Source organism: Promicromonospora sp. NPDC057138, from assembly GCF_042670845.1.
In the GTDB taxonomy this organism is placed as follows: domain Bacteria; phylum Actinomycetota; class Actinomycetes; order Actinomycetales; family Cellulomonadaceae; genus Promicromonospora.
The window spans coordinates 33,782-56,578 of sequence record NZ_JBHUUX010000005.1 but is presented as its reverse complement, the minus strand read 5'-3'; the positions used below and the strand labels follow the sequence as shown (position 1 = coordinate 56,578).

At 69.9% G+C, this 22,797-nt stretch carries 24 protein-coding genes; 22 read left to right on the top strand and 2 right to left on the bottom strand.

From position 1 onward, the window contains the following. The first annotated feature begins 34 nt into the window (after nt 1-34). From ACFT2C_RS05185 to ACFT2C_RS05170, 4 genes are read left to right on the top strand one after another with little or no spacing between them, the layout of a single operon-like run. On the top strand, nt 35-1,111 hold the full coding sequence (locus ACFT2C_RS05185; RefSeq protein ID WP_377205942.1) for a ParB/RepB/Spo0J family partition protein: 1,077 nt from the start codon (nt 35-37) through the stop codon (nt 1,109-1,111). Beyond that, nucleotides 1,108-1,785: a hypothetical protein gene (locus ACFT2C_RS05180; RefSeq protein WP_377205941.1), complete on the top strand. Its 678-nt coding sequence runs from the start codon at nt 1,108-1,110 to the stop codon at nt 1,783-1,785. The genes ACFT2C_RS05185 and ACFT2C_RS05180 overlap by 4 nt, the downstream gene beginning before the upstream one ends. A gap of 17 nt (nt 1,786-1,802) precedes the next feature. Continuing rightward, a complete protein-coding gene (locus ACFT2C_RS05175; protein WP_377205940.1) occupies nt 1,803-2,975 on the top strand; it encodes a M23 family metallopeptidase in 1,173 nt (390 codons plus the stop codon). Continuing rightward, the gene (locus ACFT2C_RS05170; protein WP_377205939.1) at nt 2,972-3,292 is read left to right on the top strand and encodes a DUF6112 family protein; all 321 of its coding nucleotides are present in this window, start codon (nt 2,972-2,974) and stop codon (nt 3,290-3,292) included. Before ACFT2C_RS05175 ends, ACFT2C_RS05170 begins: the two co-directional genes overlap by 4 nt. A gap of 100 nt (nt 3,293-3,392) precedes the next feature. Here ACFT2C_RS05170 and ACFT2C_RS05165 read toward each other — a convergent pair whose 3' ends face one another. Both ACFT2C_RS05165 and ACFT2C_RS05160 read right to left on the bottom strand, forming a co-directional pair. Further along, the gene (locus ACFT2C_RS05165; RefSeq protein ID WP_377205938.1) at nt 3,393-3,605 is read right to left on the bottom strand and encodes a hypothetical protein; all 213 of its coding nucleotides are present in this window, start codon (nt 3,603-3,605) and stop codon (nt 3,393-3,395) included. Nucleotides 3,606-3,750: 145 nt separating this feature from the next. Next, nucleotides 3,751-4,341, bottom strand: coding sequence for a hypothetical protein (locus ACFT2C_RS05160; RefSeq protein WP_377205937.1), 591 nt, complete (start codon nt 4,339-4,341; stop codon nt 3,751-3,753). A gap of 235 nt (nt 4,342-4,576) precedes the next feature. Between ACFT2C_RS05160 and ACFT2C_RS05155 the strand changes: the two genes are divergently transcribed. The 18 genes from ACFT2C_RS05155 (at nt 4,577) to ACFT2C_RS05070 (ending at nt 22,700) form a co-directional block, all read left to right on the top strand. Next, on the top strand, nt 4,577-4,900 hold the full coding sequence (locus tag ACFT2C_RS05155; RefSeq protein WP_377206074.1) for a DUF6112 family protein: 324 nt from the start codon (nt 4,577-4,579) through the stop codon (nt 4,898-4,900). A gap of 5 nt (nt 4,901-4,905) precedes the next feature. After that, nucleotides 4,906-6,330 carry a conjugal transfer protein TrbL gene (locus ACFT2C_RS05150; RefSeq protein ID WP_377205936.1) on the top strand — a complete coding sequence of 475 codons (1,425 nt, stop codon included), beginning with the start codon at nt 4,906-4,908 and terminating at the stop codon, nt 6,328-6,330. Next, complete coding sequence (locus ACFT2C_RS05145) at nt 6,330-7,775, top strand: SCO6880 family protein (RefSeq protein ID WP_377205935.1); 1,446 nt, start codon at nt 6,330-6,332, stop codon at nt 7,773-7,775. The genes ACFT2C_RS05150 and ACFT2C_RS05145 overlap by 1 nt, the downstream gene beginning before the upstream one ends. A 20-nt stretch (nt 7,776-7,795) precedes the next feature. Further along, on the top strand, nt 7,796-8,917 hold the full coding sequence (locus ACFT2C_RS05140) for a hypothetical protein (protein WP_377205934.1): 1,122 nt from the start codon (nt 7,796-7,798) through the stop codon (nt 8,915-8,917). A gap of 54 nt (nt 8,918-8,971) precedes the next feature. Then, nucleotides 8,972-10,024, top strand: a complete 1,053-nt coding sequence (locus ACFT2C_RS05135) for a hypothetical protein (protein WP_377205933.1) — start codon at nt 8,972-8,974, stop codon at nt 10,022-10,024. Nucleotides 10,025-10,064: 40 nt separating this feature from the next. Next, nucleotides 10,065-10,928 (top strand): hypothetical protein, encoded by an 864-nt coding sequence (locus tag ACFT2C_RS05130; protein ID WP_377205932.1) that lies wholly within the window; start codon nt 10,065-10,067, stop codon nt 10,926-10,928. A 64-nt stretch (nt 10,929-10,992) separates the two neighbouring features. Further along, entirely contained in the window at nt 10,993-11,475 is a 483-nt protein-coding gene (locus ACFT2C_RS05125) for a hypothetical protein (protein ID WP_377205931.1), read from the top strand. Then, complete coding sequence (locus tag ACFT2C_RS05120; protein ID WP_377205930.1) at nt 11,472-13,037, top strand: ATP-binding protein; 1,566 nt, start codon at nt 11,472-11,474, stop codon at nt 13,035-13,037. The genes ACFT2C_RS05125 and ACFT2C_RS05120 overlap by 4 nt, the downstream gene beginning before the upstream one ends. 5 nt (nt 13,038-13,042) lie before the next feature. Beyond that, the gene (locus ACFT2C_RS05115) at nt 13,043-13,897 is read left to right on the top strand and encodes a hypothetical protein (protein ID WP_377205929.1); all 855 of its coding nucleotides are present in this window, start codon (nt 13,043-13,045) and stop codon (nt 13,895-13,897) included. A 108-nt stretch (nt 13,898-14,005) separates the two neighbouring features. Next, nucleotides 14,006-14,995, top strand: coding sequence for a hypothetical protein (locus tag ACFT2C_RS05110; RefSeq protein WP_377205928.1), 990 nt, complete (start codon nt 14,006-14,008; stop codon nt 14,993-14,995). A gap of 142 nt (nt 14,996-15,137) precedes the next feature. Next, nucleotides 15,138-15,590, top strand: a complete 453-nt coding sequence (locus tag ACFT2C_RS05105; protein ID WP_377205927.1) for a hypothetical protein — start codon at nt 15,138-15,140, stop codon at nt 15,588-15,590. Nucleotides 15,591-15,774: 184 nt separating this feature from the next. Continuing rightward, nucleotides 15,775-16,743 carry a hypothetical protein gene (locus ACFT2C_RS05100; protein WP_377205926.1) on the top strand — a complete coding sequence of 323 codons (969 nt, stop codon included), beginning with the start codon at nt 15,775-15,777 and terminating at the stop codon, nt 16,741-16,743. 25 nt (nt 16,744-16,768) lie between these two features. Then, nucleotides 16,769-17,770, top strand: a complete 1,002-nt coding sequence (locus ACFT2C_RS05095) for a DNA-processing protein DprA (protein ID WP_377205925.1) — start codon at nt 16,769-16,771, stop codon at nt 17,768-17,770. Nucleotides 17,771-17,787: 17 nt separating this feature from the next. Beyond that, complete coding sequence (locus tag ACFT2C_RS05090) at nt 17,788-18,246, top strand: hypothetical protein (RefSeq protein WP_377205924.1); 459 nt, start codon at nt 17,788-17,790, stop codon at nt 18,244-18,246. Between the two features lie 69 nt (nt 18,247-18,315). Further along, entirely contained in the window at nt 18,316-19,467 is a 1,152-nt protein-coding gene (locus ACFT2C_RS05085) for an ArdC-like ssDNA-binding domain-containing protein (protein WP_377205923.1), read from the top strand. Then, the gene (locus ACFT2C_RS05080; protein ID WP_377205922.1) at nt 19,464-19,808 is read left to right on the top strand and encodes a hypothetical protein; all 345 of its coding nucleotides are present in this window, start codon (nt 19,464-19,466) and stop codon (nt 19,806-19,808) included. Before ACFT2C_RS05085 ends, ACFT2C_RS05080 begins: the two co-directional genes overlap by 4 nt. Before the next feature lie 20 nt (nt 19,809-19,828). After that, nucleotides 19,829-21,649, top strand: a complete 1,821-nt coding sequence (locus ACFT2C_RS05075; protein ID WP_377205921.1) for a type IV secretory system conjugative DNA transfer family protein — start codon at nt 19,829-19,831, stop codon at nt 21,647-21,649. Beyond that, a complete protein-coding gene (locus ACFT2C_RS05070; protein WP_377205920.1) occupies nt 21,621-22,700 on the top strand; it encodes a hypothetical protein in 1,080 nt (359 codons plus the stop codon). Before ACFT2C_RS05075 ends, ACFT2C_RS05070 begins: the two co-directional genes overlap by 29 nt. Nucleotides 22,701-22,797: the final 97 nt, after the last annotated feature.

Below are 22,797 nucleotides of genomic sequence, written 5' to 3'. Positions count from 1 at the left end.
GCCAGGCGCGCTGGAGGTAGCGCTGGACGCGATCATGGTCGGGGTCCGGCACCGCAAGGACGTCGGCGACCTGGAACCGTTGATGGCTTCGATCGCCAAGCACGGGCTGCTGCAGCCCATCACGCTCACGCCCGAGCTCGTGCTGGTGTGCGGGTGGCGGCGGCTGGAGGCGATGCGTCGCCTCGGCTGGACGCACACGCGCCCGTGGTGGCGCCCCGGCCTGTCCGAGGACGCAACACAGGTTCTGGCGGAGCACGACGAGAACTTTCTCCAGCAGGCATACACCAAGTCCGAGCAGGCCACGCTGTTCCGGGAGCTGAAGACCGTCCTGCAGCAGGAAGCCGCACGAAGGCAATCCGCGCACTGGTTCACCAGCAACAGCGACGGTCCCGAGAGCGCGAGCACCGGAATCAGCGACGGAAGCGAAGGCCTGGACGAATCGGACGAATGCGGTTCCGGCTCCGAGCCGGGACCGGAGGAACCGGGCAACTCAGGCGACGCGCGCGAACAGGCCGCGCAGCTCGTCGCGGGCCGCAAGAGCTATCACACGCTCGAGCGGATCGGGACGCTGATGGACCTGGCCGTGGACCCCGAGCAGCCAGCGGACGTCCGAGCCCTGGCGGCCGACGCCGTCGCCCGCATCGACGAGGGCCACCCGCTCAAACCTGAATGGGCACGCGTCCAGGCGGCATTGGCCGCACAAGCGCCAGCCACAGACGGCGAGCCCGGTGGTCGGTCGCCAGCTGCGCCGGAGCATTCACGGCCGGCACCGGTTCAGTCGTCGTCGGGCCCGCCGGGGGTCTCTCGAGCGGCGTTGCGGGCCTGGATCATGACGTGGCGCGGGGCCGCGGTTCTTCTGGACGAGCACGATCCGGCCGTCCTGGGCCCGGTCCTGTCGGAGACGGACTGGAACACGGTGCGCGACCTGTCTCAGAACCTGGCCGGATTCCTGCGCGAGGCGCAGGCGGCACGCGAGGAGGCCGGGCTACCGGCCACGCCCTCCAACCCGGAAGACACCGAGAACCGGACCAAGGACCAGCCTGACACGCGGACCGAACCAGCGCCGGCCTCAGGACTGGCCTCGGTAATCCCGATCGGGGTGCGCTCATGATCCGCGCCTGGATCGACGCCCATCGTCTGCTGGCCGGCGCGATACTCGCGCTGGCGATGATCGGCATCGCGACAGGACTTCACCTGTCCACCACCGAAGGGCCATCTGGGGCCCAGCCGACATCCACGACGCCCAGCGCCCCTGCCCCCGAACCTGTCCTCCCGAGCTCGACTCCCGACACGCACGTTGACGAGTCCGCGCAGGCCCCCACGGCGCCGGACTTCGCTCGGCACGTCGCAGACCTTCTGTTCACCTGGGACACCGCAACCGGCGACCGCGACGCGATCGTCGAGCAGATCCTCGCCGTCGCGGACCCGACCGGCGTCGAGACACCGGGCCTGGTGACTGACGTGGAGGCATACGTACCCGACGACGCCTGGTGGGACCGGCTGCACCAGTACCGGACGGCCCAGTGGTTCGACATCGAGACCGCCGCCGTGCCCGAGGAGTGGACCGACGCCCAAACCAGGGGCGCTACCGACGGCCTGCCGCCGGGCACCACGGCGGTCACGGTCGCCGGCACGCTCCATCGCGCCGGATATGTCGCCGGGGAGCTGGAGACCGCCTCCACCGACCTGGTGCTGACGGTGTTCGTGGCCTGCACCGAGAACGACTGCGCGGTCCTGCGTCTCGGTGCTCCAGGCGCGGTCCTGGACCGCGAGCGGCTGCTCTGAACCGGGACGGGTGAACCATGCGCAAACTCCTCCTGCTACTGGCCGTGCTGGTGCTGCTGCCCGGCCCGGTCCTGGTCGCGGCCGGCACAGCAGTGGTCACCTCGGCGACGTCGCACGCTGCCTGCGGCCCAACCGCAGTCGGTGTTCCCGACGCCCTGACCGCCACCGCCGCCGACGGTGTCACTGTCCATCTGGACCGGGTCCAGCTCGCCCACGCGGCCACGATCGTCAACGTCGGCGCCCGGATCGACGGCGTCGGCCGGGACGGGGTGCTGGTGGCATTGATGGCGGCACTGACCGAGTCACGGTTGCGGATGCTGGCCAACACCGGCGCCTACCCGTCCTCGGCACGGTTCCCGCACGACGGCGACGCGAGCGACCACGACAGCTTGGGCCTGTTCCAGATGCGCCCGGCCGCCGGGTGGGGCAGCGTCGCCGAGCTCATGGACCCGCAGTACCAGGCCCGTGCGTTCTTCGGCGGCCCCGACGGGCCGAACAGTGGGTCGCCGCGTGGCCTGCTCGATGTACCCGGCTGGCAGGACCTACCCAAGGGCGCGGCAGCCCAAGCTGTCGAGGTCAGCGCCTTCCCGGATCGGTACGCGGCCTACGAGCCCGTCGCCCGCGCGATCCTGGCGGCCATCACCAGGTCCGGCGCCGACACACCCGCTTCCACGACGGACGAACCGGCCGCGCCGGCATCGGCCGCGGCGCGGGTGGTGTTCCCGTTGCCCGACGGCGCCGGGAAGCGGCTCAGCGGGTTCGGGTACCGGATCCACCCGATCTTCCGGACGACCCGCCTGCACGAGGGAACCGACTACGCCGCCCCGCCGGGCACACCGGTGCTCGCGGTAGCCGACGGCGTCGTCTCGTTCGCCGGCCCCTACACCGGCGCGGGCAACATGATCGTCCTCGACCACCACGTCGACGGCCAGGACGTCTCGACCGCGTACTTCCATCTGCTGGACGGCTCCTTCCTGGTCACCGACGGCGACCAGGTCCGTGCCGGGCAGCAGATCGCTGGTGTCGGTTCCACCGGCGACTCGACCGGACCGCACCTGCACCTTGAGGTCCACCCCGGAGGGTTCACGAGGCCAGCGATCGACCCTGAGCCATGGCTGGTCGACCAGGCTGCCGAGCCGCTGACCGAGGCCCGCCCGGCGACATGCCCGGCAGGAGGAGGTCAGTCATGACAGCCGCCATGCGATCAGGCGCGCTCACGCCCGTGGGCGCACACCTGGCCAGCCACCTGGTTGCCCCGGACTTCTCCGCGGTAACCGGCACGTCGTTCCCCGACGTCCTCGGTGCACTACTCCCCGTGGCGTTGGTCACCGCGGTCGCGGTGCTGATGGTCTCAGCCTGCGTCTGGGCCGTCGCGGCCAGCATGGGCAGCTGGCAGACCGTGGCCAAGGCCCGCATCGGTGTCCTGGTCGCGCTCGGGGGCGCCGCCCTCTCAGGTGCGGCACTCGCGTGGCTGAACTGGCTCCTGGAGACCGGCTCCCGCTTCTGACGAAGCGTCCACGAACTAGTCGCGGATCGCCGGCTCGGTGACCGCCACGGTCGCAGGCGGTAGCACCGAGGGCGGCACCACCTACGACCGTGGCTGCCGTTCAACCGCCGGTGACCATGTCGATCAGGCCGGAAGACTTCAGGCGTTCGAAGGTCTCTGCGGCCTTGTAGAGGACGTCCAACCAGCGGTCGACGGGGTCGGCGGCTGCCGTCAGGCAGGTCACGATGACCAGGAACCGCTTCATCGACGACGAAGCGTCGGATGGCTGGTGCGGCCCAGAGTTCTTGGGTATGGGGTCGGGACGGGTCGTCACTGTTCACCTCAGGCATGCGAAAGTTCGCATAGCCGCAGTGACAACTACACCTGACGCAGCCTGGTGTTTACCGGTCAAGCTGCGAAACCCCGTGGGCGCGCCCGAAGGCGAACCTTGCGGGTGACCTTACCAGGAACCCTTCAGGTCAGATCAGGATCCTGAGGGTCTTCGCCTCCGTGCTTGCTACGAGTTCCTCCTGGACGCGCCGGAGGTCGACCCGGATGTCCTGGCGCCCGCAGTTCGGACAGCTCACGGTGACATGGCCGTCGCCGTCCTGATAGTCGCGGTACTTCTTGCCGGACACGGCATCGACCAGCCACCCGCACCAGGGCTCGACCGCTTCCCCCCAGGCTTTTCGGCGCTGATCCCACTCCGCCTTGGACACCGCTCGAGGGCCATCCGCTGACCGACGACCACCGACCACATGGTTCCACTTGGCAACGATCGCCTCGCAAGGCTGCCTGTGGGCGAAAGTGCCGTAGTGCGCCCGGTTGCAGAGCATCAGCAGCACTCGCTGGGCTTGACCGGACACCTTGTTCATCTTGTTCGCCTCGAGGTTACGCAGTCGTTCCCCCTTGCCCGGCCGCGGGCCACTCCCGACGGTGAATCCATACGCCTGCGGCTCGCCCTCTCGCCGCAGCGCCTGGGCGTGGTCGAACTCCGCGAGAGGAATCTGCTCTTCGCACTTGGCGATCTCAGCCAGCTCGGCCGGATCCTCTACCGGGTCGATCTCCATCCCACCAGTATCCGTGGTCACAGGTGCCCTCGTCAGGACCGGACGTGGAGTGCGGGGTGTTCCCAGGCAACGCCCCGACAAGACCTGCCCGGCACCGTCGCGCTGCCCCGCGCCGCACCCCGGTGCGCGATCGTGCCGGCTTCGCGGGCTCGGCCTTCCAGTAGCGCCGGGTTGGCGGTGTTTCTCGTGCCCCTGCCCTCAGACAGCCGTGTCACTGCTGATGAGGGAGTCAACCATGTTGCACCGTGTCATCACGGGTGTGGCCACCGGTCTGGTCGGTGGCATCTCGATCGACCCGAACACCAACGGCCTGCCTGGTATCGACCAGCTCAAGACCATCGTCGGCGCGTTGATGACCGTGGGGCTGATCTGCGCGGTGCTGGGCGTGATCGTCTCGGCGATCGTTTGGGCGCTGGGCGCCAACTCGTCCAATCCCCAGTTGGCAGGGCGCGGTAAGACCGGTGTGCTGGTCGCGCTCGGGGCGGCGATCATCTGCGGCGCGTCGGTGACCGCCGTGAACTTCTTCTGGGATGTCGGCCAGGCCGTCGCGGCAGGGTGAGCCCGATGGGACTGTGCACCAATCCAGTCACCGCCGGCGTGTGCCAGCAGGCCGCCGAAGAGGCCACCACTCAGATCGGCGCTGTCTTCGTCGACCTGGTCAACACCCTCGCCGACGGCGTGGGCGCCTTGGCCTCGTTCCTTCTGGTCCAGCTGTGGAACCTGATGGCCACCACGACCCTTGTGGACGTCACCCGCGGCGAGTTCACGGGCGTCTACAACCTCGTGTTCGGCGTCGCGGTGTTCCTTATGCTGGGCTTCTTCCTTCTGCAGCTCATCACCGGGATGCTGCGCCGTGAGCCCGGTGCGCTGGCCCGTGCCGTGTTCGGGCTGGCCAAGAGTGTGCTGGGTTCGTTCGTCGTGGTCACGCTCACGGCGACGCTGCTGGAGATCACCGACCAGGTCTGCCTCGGGATTGTCCGCGCGTCCGGCACAACGATGGAGGCGATGGGCGCGCAGCTGGCCACGGTCGGTGTCGCGGCCACCGCGAGCTCGGTCCTGGCGCCTCTGCCCGGGGCGCTGCTGTCGTTGTTCCTCGCCGCCATGTCTGCGGCGGCCGTGCTGATCGTGTGGTTCTCGCTGTTGGTACGCAAGGCGCTGCTCCTAGTTGCGATCGCGCTCGCGCCTCTGGCGCTGGCGGGCGCGTCATGGGACGCGACCCGCGGATGGGTCTCCAAGTGGGCGCAGTTCGTGGTCGCGCTGATCGTTTCCAAGCTGGTCCTGGTCGTCGTTTTCCTTCTGGCCGTGTCCTTCACCGGGACGCCGGTTGCGGCCGACCTGGCGACGTGGTCGGAGAAGCTTGCCGGTGTCACTCTGCTGCTGGTGGCCGGGTTCGCGCCCTACATGACGTACAAGGCGATCTCGTTCATGGGCATCGACATGTACCACGCGATGTCGGTGGAGCAGGAAGCCAAGTCCGCGCTCAACCGGCCCATGCCGATGACCGCAGGAAGCGCTGCGGCGGGCGGGCTCTTCGGCCGCAAGGCCGCGACGGTGCTGGGCGCCGACGGGCGGCCGGGCGGGCAAGGCAGCGGCCAGGGCGGTGGCGCTTCGGGTGCGGGGTCGGGTGGCTCGAGCGGGGGTGGTTCGGCTGCTGGGGCCGCTGCTCCGAAGGTGGTCTCGGCTGGTGCGGGCGCCTCCGGTGGGTCGGCCGCTGCGGGTGCGGGGGCCGCGGGCGCAGGTGCCGCTGCCGGGGTGGCTGCTCCGGTGGTGATCGGCGCACAGCTGGCCAAGGCTGCCGCGACCTCTGGGCCCAAGGCGGGTGCGGCCGTAGCGGGTGGCGCCGGGCAGCAGTCCGACGCCGCGGCATCGTCTGGCGCGGCAGGTTCCCAAGGTGGTGCTGCCGGACCTCGTCCGCCTGCCAAGGCCGGGCCTCCGGCCGCGCCGCCGGTGCGTGAGGTCCCGACCGTGCTCGGCAAGGGGCAGCAGTGATGACCGCCTCGGCCACGTCGTCGGATAGCCCGCTGCGGGCGGTGAAGTTCTCCCGGTTGCCTAAGCACGCGCTGCTGCTCGGACTGACCGCGGCGCAGCTCGCAGCGATCACGGCCGGTGTGCTGCCGTTGATCGTGGCCTTCTACATCGGCGGCACCACGATCGTCCTTGCCGTGCCGTTCGCGGTGGTCGGGATGGTGGTCGCCGTCGTGCCCGTGGGCGGGCGGGTCGTGGTCGACTGGCTGCCGATCGCCGTCGCGTGGGCGTGGCGGTCGATGACGGGGCAGCTCATTTTCCGGGTGCGGGTCGACCGACCGCGTCCTGCCGGGACGCTCGCGCTGCCTGGGCGGGCCGCCTCCTTGCGGCAGTATGTCGATCCGGTCACCGGTGCGGCGCTGGTCCACGACCCGCACGCGAGCACGCTGACTGTGGCGATCCCTGCGGCCTCGGCCGGGTTCGAGCTCCTCGACCCGGCCGACCAGGCCCGCCGCGTGGCCGGCTGGGGGCGTGTCCTGGCCACGGTGTGCCGGTCCGGGCGGATCAAGGCGGTGCAGGTCACCCAGCGGACCCTGCCCGGGTCCGGGGCCGGCTTGGTCGAGTGGTGGCAGGCTCACCAGGCTGGGGACAACGAGTTCGCCTCCCGGATCTACGGGGAGCTGATCGAGCGGGCCGGGCCGACGGCCGAACGCCACCAGACCACGATCAGCCTCGCGCTCGACATGCAGGCGGCGGGCCGTGCGGTGCGGGCCGCAGGGGGCGGCCTGGCTGGAGCCGCTGCCGTGCTGCGGCAGGAGGCCGAGACGCTGACCACCGCGCTGCGCTCGGCGGATCTGACACCGTCAGCCCCGCTCGGTACCGGCGAGCTGGCCGTGTGGCTACGCAACGCCTACGACCCGCCGGCCGCACCGGTCCTGGAGCGGCGCCGAACCGCTGGCCGGGACCTGGCCACAGCCGGTCCGATCGCAGTGACCGAGTCGTGGGGCGCGTTGCGGTCGGACTCGTCCTGGCATGCGGTGCTGTGGATCTCCCAGTGGCCACAGAGCGCAGTCCACCCCGGGTTCCTCGCACCGCTGCTGCTCACCTCGGGCGTGCAGCGCACCATGACCCTCCGGTACGAGCCCCTGCGCGCCGACGCAGCGGCCCGCGACCTGCGCCGCAAGAAGACCGGGCACATCACCGAGGCTGCCCAACGCGCTCGCGTGGGCCAGATCGAGGACGCCACGCAGGTCGCCGAGTACGACGACGTCCTGACCCAGGAAGCAGAGCTCGCCGCCGGGCACGGCGTCCTGCGCGCCACGGGCCTGATCACGGTCAGCGCGGCCGATCTGGACGGGCTCGAGCACGACGTCGCTGCCGTCGAGCAGGCCGCGATCCAGGCCGGGTGCGAGACCCGCCGCTTGTGGGGACAGCAGTCACTGGCCCTCGCCCAAACCCTGACCGCCTGACCCCGTTGGAGACAACCGCGATGTCGAACCAGCCGACCGGGAATCAAGCCGAGCCGACCCACCCAGATGCCGACGCGGACAATGCTGCGCGCGAGCCTGGCCCGACCGATGTTGCCGGGGCGCTGGAGTCGCCAGCCCAAGAAGCGTTGAACGCCTTCTACGCCCGATGGCAGCTCTACGCTGGGAGCGACGACTTCGAGCTGCGGGATCCTGAGGCAGGCAGGGATGTGGCTTCAATCGGGATCGCCCGGGACGGAGCGTCGCGCGCCCAGGTGGTGCGCGTGTCTGTCCAGGAGAGCACCACGTGGATCCGGTTGTCGGTATCCAAAAGCGAGTGGGCTGTGGACCTGAACGCTGCGTCCCGCGCGCTGCGGCTCTCCCTCGTCGAGACGCGCGATCTGCTCGAGGCGGCTTCAGACGCTCTGGGCCACATGTGGACCGTTGCACGCTTGGCAACCGACCTGTACAGCGCCCGCAGCAACGCTGACGCCCTGGAGCGCAGCCTTGACCTAGAGGCCCGCGCCGCGGGCCTGGACGCCACGCGGCTGAAAGACCCTGCGGCGCAACGCGCCGACATCACCCGATGGGAAGTCGTCCGGGACCGCTTCACGACCGCGCACGGTCCCACGGCAGTGGTTCCATCAGGGCTCGAGGCCAGGAGCGTCCTGACCTTGCGGATCTCCGACTTGATCTCCGAGCGGGCTGCCCTGTCGATGACCCCGATCAAGACGTGGCTCTGGGCCGGCAGCACACCGCCGCGCCCCAGCGGCAGCATCTTCCGGATGCTGGCCGAGGTGCAGCGCGCCGTGGCGAACGTCGCGGCACACATCACGCGCCTCCGACAGGTGAGCCAAGCCCTGAACGTCTTACAGGAATGCCAACGGATCGCCGACGGGCTCCAGGACGCACACGAGCGCCTGGCGAACGCCGAGACACTACAGTCGGCCCGCATCGAGGAGCGCCGGCTGGCCGACGCCGTCGTCGCCGCTGTCGAGGAGGCTTCCACGCCCGTCGAGAGGCCTGGCCGGTCGGTGCCGTACACCGGTCGCCCAGCACCCCTGACCTCCAGAACTCTGCTTCCGGCCGCCACCCCTGGGCCGGGTTGTCCCCTCCGGCCAGATATGGGACCGCCCCGCCTGTGAACCGCAGTGTGCTGAGTTGTAGCGCGTCCGGGCGCATCCGGACACCTGGCGAGCATGGACACATCACGCACTAGTAAGCCTGCCGGTACTCTCGGGTCCCCGTTCATAGAGGCACTGAACGCCTTCCACGCCCGGTGGGACCTGGTCACCAGGGACGACATCGAGCTGTGGGCGCCAGAAGCGGGCCCCGATACCGCGCTGATCGGGATCGCCCGCCGCGGCGCCCCAGAAGAGTCGGTCGTGGATGTCTCCCTCCAAGGGGACCGAGTCTGGCTGTCGGCATCAACGACCGGGACACCGATCGATCTGGCGGCAGCGTCACGGGTGCTGCGACTACAGGCACCCGAGGTCCGCGACGTGCTCCAGGCCGCGGTCGAGGCGCTGCACTACGCGCGCGACGCCTACCGGCTGGTCGACGAGCTCGACCACGCCATGGCGGCGGTCAGTTTCCGGGAACGGGAACTGGATCGCGCCGCCCGGGCGGGAGGGCACGACCCGGCATGGTTGAAGAACCCACAGGCCCAGCAAGCGCGCACGGTCGAACTGGAGGAGCAGCGGGACCGGTTCGCGGTCAAGCACGGCCTCGGCGGGTTGACCGCGTCGGGGCTCGACGACGACTACGGCCTGGCCCAGGACGTCATGCTGCTGACCCAGGAGCGAGACGAGCTGGCCGACGGCGGCCTCACCGGCTGGTTCCAGTGGATCACCCCACCCATCTCACCGGTCCAGGGCCTGTTGCGCCCCCTGACCACGCTGTACCGGATCGTGCACGGCATCGTGACCTACCACCTGCACACCAGGCACGTCGCCCAGGACCTTGAAGTCGCCCGTGAACGTAGGCGGATCGCGGGTGGCCTCTACGTGGCGTACGAGTCCCTGGCCGAGGCCGAGGAACTGCACTCCGCCCATGACCTGGTCACCAGCCTGCGGGACGAGGTCGCCGCGAACCTGCACTCGGCGTCCACGCCGACCCAGAGACCGCAGGTGTCGACCCCGTACACGGCACGACCCGCGCTCGGTGCGCCGCACACACTCGAGGCGCCCACCGCCCCCGGGGAGCCAGGTCCCGCGAGGCCGCGTCCCGAGACGGGCTCGCCCAACCTGTAACCCCGGCCCACGTCCGACGCTGCTGGCGCCCCTGACCGTCATGGACACACCACGGCCGAACACGCTGACCCGGACCTGCGGCTCGCTGACCATCACGGTCCGGTACGACGGTGCTGCGCGCACCGGCCCGTTCGGGCTCCGCCACCGGTGGACCTACCGGCTCGAGGACGCCGCACGACCAGACAGGACGCCCGCCGAAGGCGTCGACCTGTATCCCGTGCGCCAGAGCCCGGCCAACGCACGCGAAGCGCTCGGCTCACTCCTTGCGCTCCTGACCATCGCTGGGCGCGGCCATGCCGACCAGCGGAAGAACCCAGGTTCGACATCGGCGAGCTTGGTCCGGTTCGCAGCCTGGGTACCCGAAGCCTCGCACCTGAACGCCAACGAGCTAGCGGCACTCGCCCTGGAGCTCGCGTCCGCAGAGCACAGCTCGGAGCGCGCCGCCGCGCCCGCCCGGAACGCCATCTCCGCCGACCAGCCACCTTCCACCGACGAGGCGCCGTGGCCGCCGGGCCGCTGGTACGGAGTCGTCTTCCTGCAGGACGAGGAAGGCTACGACGTCGTCGACCTGATCGACGCACAAGGACCGAACGCTGCGATCGAGCACCTCTCCGCCTGGGACTACGGGTCCGAGACACGGGACACAGCCCTGTTCCACGACCACACCCACACCACACTCACCACCGAGCCCGGCGGCCATTGCGTCGAGTCCGGGCCGTACGCCCTGGTCTGGCACACGGGTCTCGGGCACGTCAGCCTGCTGCGGCAATTCGAACCGGACCACGAACCACCCATCTGGTGGCTCAACCGCGCCGGACTACTCACCCCGGAAACACCCGCGAGCACCGACTGTGCACGACCCATCGGGACCGCGTCGGGCAAGACCTCCGGGCCTTCGCTGTAGCCATCCCAGACGCTGCGGCGTCCACCCCTGTCACCAGAACCCCACTGTCCAAGGAGGACCATCCATGTCGACCGACACCGACCCGAGCGCGCTGGACGACGGCGCCCAGGCCGTTCGATCCCTGCACGCCCTGGCCGAATCCGCCCAGCACCTCGACCCTGCCGACAGCTACTACGCCATCCGGGATCTCCTGGCATGCGTTCGGCACCTGTCTCAGGTCGCCCTGCACGTCGCAACAGCCCACCGCAACAGCGCTGACCGCGCCGTCGCAGTCAACGACTTCGCCTCCGGTGGGCTCGGCCTCGCCGGTGCCGTGGGCGACCAATTGGACGGGTGCCGCCAGCACCTGGACGACGCTCGCACCACCCTGCAGCACGCGGCCGACCGGTCCATCCACATCCACTGGATCACGCCCCCACGCCCCGCCCCCGCAGAGCCCGAGCGCAGCGAGCCCCGACCGTCCCTCGGTTACGACCTGCCACGACCCGTCGCCGCGCCGCCCGGGTCTGCGCGACGCGACGCACCCTGGAGAGGGCCGCAACTGTGACCCGCGAGCAAGATCATGTCCACGTCGCCACCCTCACCACCCCGCAACGCGAGAGCTGGGCGGACCGCCGAGACCGGCGTCGAGCGCAACGTGCCCTGCGGGCCCGCGCCGCCGCTGCACACCCCACTGGCGGCGCACCCTCACGAGCGACCACATCTGCCGAGACGACCCGGTATCTGCCCCGTTCAGGCGAACCGGGGCCAGCCGCATTGCGCTCACCGGTAGGGCTACGCGTCCCACGCCACCAGGACACGAGCGCCACCTGGGCCAGTGCGTACCCGTTCCTGGCCGACGCCGGCCCGGATGCCGGTGGGGTGTTCGTCGGCCAGATGCTGCCGTCGGGAAGCTCGTTCGTCTACGACCCCTGGGAGCTGTACGCCCGCGGCCACATCACCGCCCCGAACGTCCTGATCGCGGGGATCCTCGGTGTCGGCAAGTCCGCACTGGCCAAGTCGCTCTACCTGCGGAGCCTGGCCTTCGGACGCCGGGTCTACGTGCCCTGCGACCCCAAAGGAGAACACACCGCGGTCGCCGAAGCCGTCGGAGGCAAGGCCATCGCCCTCGGACCGGGGATGCCCGCACGCCTAAACCCGCTCGACGAGGGGTACCGCCCTGCCTCCGTGCCCGACGACATCTGGGCCGGCCAGGTCCGGACCCGGCGACGCACCCTGCTCGGGGCACTGGCCGAGACCGTGCTCGACCGACCGCTGTCACCCGTGGAGCACACGGCGATCGACGTCGCCCTCTCCGGGGCCGACCGGGCCGCCGACGACGCCCCAGTCCTGCCCCAGGTCGTCGAACACCTACTGACCCCGCACCACGACGACGACCCCGACGGCAGGCTCGTCGAAGACGGCCGCTCCGTCGCCCACGCCGTACGCCGCCTCGTCGGCGGCGACCTGAGCGGAATGTTCGACGGCCCCTCCACGGTCAGGTTCGACCCCTCGCTGCCGATGCTCTCCTTGGACCTGTCCCGCGTCGGCGAGAACTCCACCGCCATGAGTGTCCTGATGACGTGCAGCTCAGCGTGGATGGAAGCCGCATTGTCCGACCCCGACGGCGGACAGCGATGGGTCGTGTACGACGAGGCGTGGAGGCTCATGTCCGAACCCGCCCTGCTGCGCCGGATGGACACCCAGTGGCGCCTCGCCCGCTACTACGGAATTGCGAACATGCTCATCGTCCACAAGCTCACCGACCTGGACAACGTCGGCGACTCCGGATCTGCAGCCCGAGCCATCGCGACATCACTGCTCGCCCTGGCCGAGACGCGGATCATCTACCGACAGGAAACCGACCAGCTCGGAGCAACCGCGGCAACCCTCGGCCTCACCGAGACCGAACGCACCCGGCTGCCGATGCTCGGCCTCGGCCAGGCCCTGTGGCGCATCCGCGAACGCGCTGTCTTGGTGCAACATCAGCTGCACGACGTCGAGGCAGACCTCTACGACAGCACCAGTCGGATGCGCACCAATTCCCGTGAGTTCAGGAATTCTGAGACCAGTTCGAGCGGGAACTCACGGAATCAAGCCCACGGTCGCCGGCGCCTTCCGCGTACCTGACGGTCATGGACACGCCGAGCACAAATGGACTGACCCGTAGCTGCGGATCGCTCACGATCACGGTGCGGTACGACGGCGTCGAGGACGTCCACCAGATCGGGCGCCGGCCCAGATGGTCGTACCAGCTCGATGACGCGTCGGACGCCGCCAGGGAACCGGTGCATGGTGCGGACCTGTACCTCTCGCCGGTCGCACCGAATGACGCCTTCGAGGCCCTTCGTTTGCTGCTGTCGTTGCTGACGGCGGCCGGGGAAGCCTATGACCACGCCATGAGGAGCCCGGGCAGCGAGTCAGAGAATCTGAGCCTGTTCCCAGCCTGGGTACCCGAGGCCGCCTCCCTCAACTCCGACGAGCTCACGATGCTCGCACTCGAGCTGGAGCCCCCCGAGGACGAACCGGACCCGGAACTGGCGTACGCCCTCCAGCACGAGACCGACACGCTCGAGGAGGCGCCGTGGCCACCAGCCCGCTGGTGGGACGTGGTGTTCCTGCAGGGCGACGAAGGGCACGAGGTCGTAGACCTCATAGAAGAACAGGGTGTGGACGCCGCGATCGAGCACCTCGCCCAGTGGGACTACGCCGAGGAGACACGCAACACGGCATTGTTCCACGGCCACATCTATACGGACCTGCCGACGAACGGGGGTGACCACACCGCCTCCTCCGGCCCGTACACCCTGGTCTGGCATCCGGGTCTCGGCCACGTCAACCTGCTGCGCGAGTTCACGCCCGCCGACGAGAAGCCCGCGTGGTGGCCAGACCGAACCGCTCGCCTCTCGCCTGTCGTCCCGGCGAACGTCGATCCAGAACCACCCGCGCGCCGCGCCGTAGATCGCGGACCGGGCGGGCTCGCCCTGTAGAGGCCTTTCCCTCAGCGCCCGCCGGCGGTCATCTCGGGGATGACAGACCACCTCCCTGGCAGTCGGCCGCACACCTGGTGCGCGCCAAGTTCGGGAAGGACGGGTGCAATGCCCACTGAACATGAGCTGGACCTGATAGACGCAGCAGCCATGGAAGTCCACGACGATCTCGATACCCGTCCGGCGCACCGGATGCTGACCAGGCAGATCTGGTCCGCGCTGCGCGGGCTGGGCCTCACGCACGGGTGGGTGACCTGCATCGGGATGGACGCCGCGGCATTCACCGGGCACATCACCCCCGAGGAGTACGGCGAGGCCGGTAGCTACGCGGAGTGGACCGGACCCATCCGGCCCGCCGGCGAGATCTACGACGCGGTATTGACGCCTCAGTTCGACACCGACCCGCCATTGGACGTCATCATCGCCAACCTGCCCTACGCCGATCTGCACTTCCGCAACCCGCACGCCGCCAGACGCATCCTCCAGGTCCACCAAGAACTGATGGCCGCGGCTGTGGAACGCACCGCCCCGGGAGGGTTCCTAGTTGCCCTGACCACCCGGCAGCTGATGGACCACAAGAATCCCGTCGTCCGCCAGGCCATCTTCCAGGAACTGGACCTGCTGGGTGCCGTACGGCTGCCTGGGACGACCTACCATCCCACGCTGACCCCAGAGCAGACCTCGCCCACCGATCTGCTGGTGCTGCGTCGTCGCCCCGCGGGAGAGCCGAACCGTTCGGCTCCCTGGGTCGACAGCGGACGGGGCGTCTTCCCGGGCGGTCAGGCCAGAGTCAACACCTACTTCACGAACTACCCGCACCACGTGATCGGGAAGATCGAATTCGTCGAGGACCTCGAGCGAGGTACACCCCGGATGAGCGTCGTGGCCCCGGACAGCGACCTGGAGCCTGCCTTGCGTCTCGGCTTGCGGCAGATCGTGCAGGAAGCCCGCGCAAACGGACTCACTGCAGCGCCGCTCTCGGCAACAGCGCCGCCATCGCCTTCCACTGGGATCGGGCGTTCCGCGCCACCCGGAGACGGTGGCACGACGCCGTGCCGCTCATCGCCGCAAGGACCACGCTTCGACCCGCTGGGCTGAGCTGCAGCCTGCGGACCCCCGCCTCCGAACTTGATCATCGGCACGGGGACGGGGTCGATCCTCACCATGGCTGCGCATGGATTCCGGCAGTTCATCGCGGGTCAGCGGTAGCCGCTACGTCGCGCAGAAAGGAGTGCAGGGGATGGCACAGGAGATACCCGACACGGAACGGCTAGTCCTGAGCATGCATGTGCTCACCGACGGGCTCGCCCGCATCGCGCGCACGTACGAGCAGCATGTGTATCTGAACGACGAAGGGGATCCCGAAAGGTTCTCGCCCGGGCACTTCGTCCTGTCCTCCGAAGGACAGGACGAAGCGCTGTTCGCGATCGAGGAGCAGTACACGGGCACGGACTGGTCCGACCCGGACCGCCTCCCGACCTCGTGGACCTGGCATGCCCGGCGAGTCGTCTACCGCGACGGCGCCTACCGGTGGGTGCTCGAGGCGGAGGGCGAGGTGGCCTCGGCAGACGTTGTGCAGCTGCTCGTGCGAGCTCAGACCTGGGCCCGCCAGGAGAGCAACGCTGTCGCGCACGAGGACGCACCCCACCGGATGCCCCACAGGTCCCATCGGCCGCTCGGGCCGTCGCTGTAGCGGTGGCACACGAAGTTGTCGGTCGTCTGCCGCGACGCGACGACCGCGCTGTGCGCCCCAGCCGGCCTGTTGACGTCTCGGGCGAGCGTCCGCACCTGATTCTCGACCGCCTGTGCTTGACAGGCTGCGAGGAAAGGACGGTGACGTCGTGCCCACAGAAGAGGTCCTGAACGTCCTGGACGCCGTGGCGATCCACCGGCATGACCGACATGCCTCGAGGGCCGCGCACACGATCCTGGCGGAGAAGATCTGGGGCGCCCTGCGCGACTTGGGCGTCGCGCGCGGCCGGGTGCTTGTGACCGGTCCATATGCGGCGACGCTCGCCGGCGCGCCGGCTCCGGTCCGTCGTGCTGACACCGGCTACCGGGAGTTGGTCGCCGCGATCCCGCGCGTCGGGTGGCCACACGAAGGCGTACGTCTCGCGCAACTCACCCCATACGACCCGGCGCAGCACGACGTCGTGATCGCGAACATCCCGCTTGCTAGCCTGCACGCCCGGTCCGTTCACGGCGCGAGGCGGTTCCAGCAGGTCCACCAAGGGTTGCTGGCCAGAGCGGTCGCGCACACGTTCCCCGGCGGCGTCGTCGTGGCCGTTGCGGCCCGACAGGTCCTGGACCACCCGATCGACACCATCCGGCGGTTCCTGCTTACCCAGCGAGCCCAACTGCTGGGCGCGGTCCGTCTACCGGGAACGGTGCTGCATCCGCGCCTGGGTAACGACCAGGCGTCGCCGATCGACCTGCTGATCCTGCGGCGCCCGCTTCCCGACGAGGCACTGGAACCTGCCGAGTGCCTGAGCTCCGTCCCAGTGAATGTGCCTGGCGGTGTCGAGCAGATCAATGAGTGGTACGCCCTGCACCACCCTGATCACGTCATCGGCCGGCCCCGCGCGGTCGCCGACCCGGACCGTGGCGGCACCCGCTACACCGTGGAACACGGCGAGGATCAGTGGGACAGCGCGCTGGAGACCACGCTTGCACAGGTCACCGGTGTTGCCCGAGACCGCGGGCTCACGGCGGTCTCCGCGTCGTGGGACCCGCCCGATTCCAGGCTCGCCCCGCAAGCCGACTGGTCCGCCCAGGCGACCACGTGGAGCGCGACACCACGACGCCCGGACGCCGGTCCGGGACCAGACAACGTCCCGGGCCTGTGAGCCCTCGCATCGACAGGAGTCCTCGATGAGCCCGTTCGACCTGAACGTTGGTGACATCGACGAGCGCACCGCCCGAGTGCTGCTCACGATTATCAGTCCACCGGGCAGCGCCGCCGTCATGGGTGGCTGGGTCTCCGCGCGAGGCGCCGTCGACACGCTGCGGCATGCACTCGCTAGCGGGCCGGTCGACATGCACGAGGCCTGGGAGGTGGAGGACTGGCGCACCACGATCAGAGAACGCCTGGCTGAACCCCACGTCGCGAGGTCGTTCTTCGCGGCCCTTGCCCCCGATACCCGGGTCCTGATCCCGTCTGACCCGCACTGGCCGACCGGGCTGGAAGACCTGGGCCACTGGGCGCCCCTGGCACTGTGGGCCGAGGGCGAGACCGGCCTGCTGTCCAAGCCCCAAGCCGAGCGAGTCGCGGTCGTGGGCCGTCAGGCAGCGACCGACTATGGGCTCGTCGTTGCCCAGCAACTGGCTCACGATCTGGCAGGCCGCGGCCTTCAGGTGGTCTCCGGGGGCGCGCACGGTATCGACGTCGAAGCCCACCGCGGGGCCTTCGTCGCTGGAGGAGCCACGATCGTCGTCATGGCCGGCAGCCTGGACAATCCCTTCCCGCCGTCGAACACGGACCTGTTCCACCACATCCGTGACAACGGGGGCGTCCTGCTCACCGAGACACCGCCCGGGATCCTCGCCTCCAACGCCAGTGCGCAAGCCCGGCACCGGATCACCGCCGGCGTCTCGGGCGTCGTGGTCGGGATCGAGGCTCGCCGCCGCTCCGAGACGCCCGACGCGTGCGACGAGGCCCTCGCACTGGGCCGCCTGTTGGGCGCTGTCCCCGGCCCGGTCACCAGCGAGTCCTCTGCCCCGTCACACGCACTGATCCGCGACGGGGGCGCGGCCCTGGTCACGGACGCCGACGACGTCGTCCGCCTGCTCCACCGCGATCCGCACAGCATGGCGCACCCCGAGCCTCCGACACCGTCGCAGCGGCAGTCACCGCCTCACGACCCTCCGCTCTGAGCACATGGACCCAGGGGATGGACCTGTTCGACGAGCTCGAGCTGCTCGACTCGCCCGCGACCGACACCGCTACCGGTGAGCGCGTGCCGCGCGGGTCCCGATGCCCGGACTGCGGCACGACCGGGTACGGCCCAGCCGGGACGTCACGCAACGTGGTCACGGTGCGCACTGACCAGGGGTACGTGATCACCTCGCACTGCGGCTGCGGCCGGATCCTGTGGCACGACGTCGACGACCGCCCCGGCTGGGACGAATCTGTGCCGCCCTACCCGGACGGCACACCTGGGCACGGCAGCCCGCTCGTCCCGTACACCGCGACACCACCGCAACGGTCCACCGCACGCACGGTATGGCGCACACCACCGCAGCAGGCCGCGTCCGCCGCCGAGAACAACGACCCGGTTGCGGGTCCAGAGAACGACACCGACCTCCGGCGACCGCCTGCTGCCGGTAGCCGCCGGGGACCCGGCATGTAACCGCGGCACGTGACTCGGTGCGCGGGCCCGCGCGTGCCCCTGCCTTCCAGACACTTCTGGGAGGCCACGATGCGCAAAGACAGCCGGACCCTCGAGCAGAAAATCGCCGATCGCAACGCCAAGCTCGATGCGCTCCACGAGAAGCTGACCGGTGCCGTCGAGCAGCTCGTCACCGGGGACGACTGGCGTCGGGCGATCCAGTTCGCCGCCCGGTTCCGCAGCCGCTCGTTCAACAACACGCTGCTGATCTGGGTCCAGCACTCCATCGCGCACGCCGAGGGCCGCGTCGCAGATCCGTTCCCGTCGTTTGTCGCGGGCTTCAAGCAGTGGCACACGCTGGGACGCCACGTCGACAAGGGCCAGGCTGGGTACCAGATCTTCGCGCCCGTCACCGCGCGTATGGCTGGCCGGGACGACGACCCCACCTCCTGGCATCGGCTGGACCGTGGCGAGAAGCCAGGGCCCGGCGAGGTCGTCCGGTCCCGGATAGTCGGGGTCCGCCCCACCTATGTCTGGCCCCTGTCGATGACCTCGGGGCAGGACATACCGCTGCCACCCGCCCCGCAGCTCCTGCAGGGTCAGGCCCCCGACGGCTTGTGGGACGGAGTCGCCAAGCTCATCCAAGCCAAGGGCTTCCGTGTCCTGGACGCTCCCGACGCCGCCTACCTCGACGGCGCCAACGGCATGACGCATTGGCTCAAGAAGACCGTCCACGTCCGCGCCGACATGGAACCGGCAGCCCGAGCAAAGACGCTTCTGCATGAGGCCGGCCACGTGCTGCTCCACGACCGGGACAACGTCGACGCCGTCGTCCATCGTGGCGTCGCCGAGGTGGAGGCCGAGTCGGTAGCCCTCATGGTCGCGGCAGCCCACGGCATGGACACCACCGACTACACGATCCCGTACGTCTCCACCTGGGCCTCCCGCGTCCAGGGCCAGGACCCGGTGACCACCGTCCAGCAGACAGCCGCCCGCGTCCGCTCGGCAGCTCTGACGATCCTGGACCAGCTCGACACAGCGATGGTGACCGACGGCGCCCCGCCGGGCCTCGACCGTGCGCACAGCCTGCCCGATCGAAACGAACCGGCGCGGCAGGCCGGCGAGCTTGCGGCCGGTGCCGCTGAGGCAACGGACGCACCGAGCGACGGTTCCGTCGAGGCAGACCCGCGGGTGCCCGTCGGTACCCGAGCCGCGTCGACGACGGACGGACTCGGTCGATGACCGGGCACCTGCGCGACGAAGATCGCGCCGACGTCGTCCTCGACATCCACCAGGACGGCCACGTCACGGTCACCCTCCACGGCCAGCCCTGGTCACCCCTCTCGAACGATGCCGGCCGCATCTCTCTGGGCCGCACGGACGTCCCGTGGATTCTTCGACAGCTCGTGACCGACCAGGACATCCCGCTGTGGGTCATCGCCAAGAGCGCAGGACGCACGTTCAAGGGCCTGGTTGTTCCCGAACACCTGAAGCACTCCGACCTGGCGTTCCCGGCCGGCCCGCCCGAGCCGCCACGCCGACCCGCACAGAGCGGCAGGCCTCTCGGGCTGGGTGCGTCATGACGCCCGCGGCAGGTCGCCCGATGGGTGACGAGCTGACCAACCTGGCCCTGGGCACGCTCGTAGCGCTGCTGACGTTGTCAGCGGTGCTGCGCTTCGCCGCGAACCTGGCCGCGCTCCTGACCGGCCACGCGATGCCCGACGGCGGCCCAGCCACGGGCCTGCGTGTCCTGGCCGACCCGACCGATCCCGGCCGGGCGGTCGGTGCCGCCGGGCTGAACCCGTTCTTGTACTGGCTGGCCGTCGCCGTCCTTCTGGGCGGGTGCGGGGTGCTGGCCTGGGTCGTGTGGCGTACGGCGGCCAGCCTGCGCACACCGTCGGCGCACACCAGCAAAGCGGGCCTAGCGACCGCCCGCGACCTGGCCCGCACAGCGTCCCGGCGAGCGCTGCTGAAGCGGTCGGGGACGCTCCGCCCGTCGGTCGCCAAGGCAGAACCAGCCGAAGTCGGGTACCTGCTGGGCTATGCCCACGGGCAGGAGCTGTGGGCGTCGGTGGAGGACTCCATGCTCGTGCTCGGACCACCCCGTTCCGGCAAGGGCCTGCACCTCGTTATCAGTGCGGTCCTCGACGCGCCGGGCGCCGTCATCACGACGGCGACCCGGCCGGACACGCTCGCGGTGACCATGGCCGCCCGGGCGGAAGTGGGGCCGGTGATGGTGTTCGACCCGCAGCGCCTTGCCGGGAACCTGCCCGCTGGGCTGCGGTGGTCACCGATCCGTGGATGCGAGACCCCGCGCCGCGCGATGGTGCGAGCAGCCGGGCTGGCCAAGGAGACCGGGCTGGGCGGCAAAGGCGTGGACAACGGCAACTTCTGGGAGAACACCACCCGCGGCGCTCTCCAGGCCCTGCTGCACGCCGCAGCCTTGGCTGGCCGCACCCCCAAGGACCTGTACGTGTGGTCCCTGTCGCCGGCCGCCGCGGCGGACGCCGTCGCGATCCTGCGCGCCCACCCAGGTGCCGCACACGGGTGGGCCGAAGGCCTGGACGGGATGCTCAACGGCGACTCCCGCACCCGCGACAACATCTGGACCGGCGTCGCCCAGGCACTGTCCTGCCTGGCCGACCCCGACGTCCTGGACGCCGTCAGTCCAGGCCCGGACGAGATCTTCGACCCCGAGGCATTCCTGCGCGAGCGCGGCACCCTCTACCTGCTCGCCACCGGGTCCGGAGCCTCAGCGTCCGGAGCCCTGATCGCGGCGCTGATCGAGGACATCACCGAGACCGCCCGCCGCCTGGCCGCAGTCTCCCCACGCCAGCGGCTGGACCCTCCGCTGTTGCTCGCCCTCGACGAGATCGGCAACATCGCCGCCCTGCCCTCGCTGCGGTTCCTGATGGCTGACGGCGGCGGCACCGGACTGACCACGATTCCCGTGTTCCAGTCCCTGGCGCAGGCCCGTGACCAGTGGGGTGCCGAGACCGCGGCAGCGATGTGGGACTCGGCAATCGTGAAAATCGTCCTGGGCGGGATCTCCGCCTCCAGCGACCTGCGCGACCTGTCCACCCTGATCGGGGAGAAGGACGAGGTCACCGACTCGGTCACGATCGGCGAGAACGGCGCCCGCAGCATCCAACGCTCCCTGCGGCGGGTGCCTGTGATGCCGCCGGAGGCGATCAGGACCTTGCCGTTCGGTACCGATCTGGTCCTGCTGCGCTCGGTCCCACCGATCATTGCCACCCTGCGCCCCTGGACCAAGCGCACCGACGCCGCCCATCTGGTGGCCGGGCGGAACGCTTTCGAAGCCACCATCCGCGGCGACGCCAACGCCGCGACCACGAGCAGGGACACCGCCTCTGACCAAGGGGGTGACCGGGTCGATGAGCGCGCAGACGAAGCTGACGCCTGAAGCCCTGGTGGAGAACGCCTTCGCGCAGGCAGCGACGGTGAGCCAGAAACTCGCCGTGGACCTGGCTGCGTTCCGGCACCTGAGCGACTGGGCCGACACGGACTACGGCGAGTACGTGGATGCGTCGGAGAACGCGGTCCGCGACTTGCGCCTGGTCAAGGACTGGCAGGTGACCGGCGCGCCCCGGTGGAGCGACGTCATCGCTCAACTTGTGCTTGCTGACAGCCGCCTGCACACGGTCTCCGAGCTGCGTGCGCCCATCATCGAGCAGTGGGACAAGGTGCGTGGCCACCTGGGCGGCTACCGGCCCGTCCTGGACGCGTCGGCCGTGACCGGCGGGCGACGCGGCATGTATGCCTGGCTCGCTTTCCAAGCCACGCTGGCAGCTCAACCCGCCGAGGTCACCGCGATGACACCCGCTCAGCGGGTTGACCGATTCCAGGCCATGGCCGACCGGCTGATCGAGCTGATGGACCGGGCGTGGTCCTGGGATCGGGCAGCACACGAGTGGTGGAACATCGATGGCGGGGCTGACCCGGACAACGAACCCGAGCTGCGCGTCGAGTGGGAGGTCGAGTCCGACGTCCTGCTGTCCCAGCTGCCCAACCAGTTCCAGGACGGGACGCTGCCCAGCAGCGCCTTAGACCAGTACCTGGCGGCTCGCCATCTGGCCGACTGCGCCCACCAGCCGCCCACGGGTGACGAGATCAGCCGAAGCGTGGGGACCGAGTGGCAGATGGTCGCCGCGATGCTACGCCTGGTAGCCGACCAGCCAGGCCGCGCTGGTGGCAAAGCTTCTCGGCGGTTGCAAGACGAGCTCAATGACTTGGCCATCGACCTCGACCGCTACCAGAGGTACGTCGCGGACACCCCCGAGCCGCGTGGCGTCGTGGTGAACCTGGGCCTGGCCACGGAGCAGATCCGGGACATCGCCGATGAGCAGAACCGGCGCCGCCTCACACCAGAGCCTGCACACCATCGCGACCAGCCCCGGCTCGCGCCGCTCCGGCTCTCGAGCTCGGGTCCCTACAGCTGGTCGCGTCTCGGGTGAACCGCTCGGCGGTATGGCGACGACTTTTGCCGTCCCGTCCTCGGAGTTCGGGCCAGTAGCCCGCCCGCGCTTCTGGGCAGGTCCGGTGAACCGGCTT

Excerpts from the sequence above, each read along its gene's own strand:
- ACFT2C_RS05185 (WP_377205942.1), top strand. The coding sequence starts at position 35 with ATGGTCGGGGTCCGGCACCGCAAGGACGTCGGCGACCTGGAACCGTTG.
- ACFT2C_RS05180 (WP_377205941.1), top strand. The coding sequence starts at position 1,108 with ATGATCCGCGCCTGGATCGACGCCCATCGTCTGCTGGCCGGCGCGATA.
- ACFT2C_RS05175 (WP_377205940.1), top strand. The coding sequence starts at position 1,803 with ATGCGCAAACTCCTCCTGCTACTGGCCGTGCTGGTGCTGCTGCCCGGC.
- ACFT2C_RS05170 (WP_377205939.1), top strand. The coding sequence starts at position 2,972 with ATGACAGCCGCCATGCGATCAGGCGCGCTCACGCCCGTGGGCGCACAC.
- ACFT2C_RS05160 (WP_377205937.1), bottom strand. The coding sequence starts at position 4,341 with ATGGAGATCGACCCGGTAGAGGATCCGGCCGAGCTGGCTGAGATCGCC.
- ACFT2C_RS05155 (WP_377206074.1), top strand. The coding sequence starts at position 4,577 with ATGTTGCACCGTGTCATCACGGGTGTGGCCACCGGTCTGGTCGGTGGC.
- ACFT2C_RS05150 (WP_377205936.1), top strand. The coding sequence starts at position 4,906 with ATGGGACTGTGCACCAATCCAGTCACCGCCGGCGTGTGCCAGCAGGCC.
- ACFT2C_RS05145 (WP_377205935.1), top strand. The coding sequence starts at position 6,330 with ATGACCGCCTCGGCCACGTCGTCGGATAGCCCGCTGCGGGCGGTGAAG.
- ACFT2C_RS05140 (WP_377205934.1), top strand. The coding sequence starts at position 7,796 with ATGTCGAACCAGCCGACCGGGAATCAAGCCGAGCCGACCCACCCAGAT.
- ACFT2C_RS05135 (WP_377205933.1), top strand. The coding sequence starts at position 8,972 with ATGGACACATCACGCACTAGTAAGCCTGCCGGTACTCTCGGGTCCCCG.
- ACFT2C_RS05130 (WP_377205932.1), top strand. The coding sequence starts at position 10,065 with ATGGACACACCACGGCCGAACACGCTGACCCGGACCTGCGGCTCGCTG.
- ACFT2C_RS05125 (WP_377205931.1), top strand. The coding sequence starts at position 10,993 with ATGTCGACCGACACCGACCCGAGCGCGCTGGACGACGGCGCCCAGGCC.
- ACFT2C_RS05115 (WP_377205929.1), top strand. The coding sequence starts at position 13,043 with ATGGACACGCCGAGCACAAATGGACTGACCCGTAGCTGCGGATCGCTC.
- ACFT2C_RS05110 (WP_377205928.1), top strand. The coding sequence starts at position 14,006 with ATGCCCACTGAACATGAGCTGGACCTGATAGACGCAGCAGCCATGGAA.
- ACFT2C_RS05105 (WP_377205927.1), top strand. The coding sequence starts at position 15,138 with ATGGCACAGGAGATACCCGACACGGAACGGCTAGTCCTGAGCATGCAT.
- ACFT2C_RS05095 (WP_377205925.1), top strand. The coding sequence starts at position 16,769 with ATGAGCCCGTTCGACCTGAACGTTGGTGACATCGACGAGCGCACCGCC.
- ACFT2C_RS05090 (WP_377205924.1), top strand. The coding sequence starts at position 17,788 with ATGGACCTGTTCGACGAGCTCGAGCTGCTCGACTCGCCCGCGACCGAC.
- ACFT2C_RS05085 (WP_377205923.1), top strand. The coding sequence starts at position 18,316 with ATGCGCAAAGACAGCCGGACCCTCGAGCAGAAAATCGCCGATCGCAAC.
- ACFT2C_RS05080 (WP_377205922.1), top strand. The coding sequence starts at position 19,464 with ATGACCGGGCACCTGCGCGACGAAGATCGCGCCGACGTCGTCCTCGAC.
- ACFT2C_RS05075 (WP_377205921.1), top strand. The coding sequence starts at position 19,829 with ATGGGTGACGAGCTGACCAACCTGGCCCTGGGCACGCTCGTAGCGCTG.
- ACFT2C_RS05070 (WP_377205920.1), top strand. The coding sequence starts at position 21,621 with ATGAGCGCGCAGACGAAGCTGACGCCTGAAGCCCTGGTGGAGAACGCC.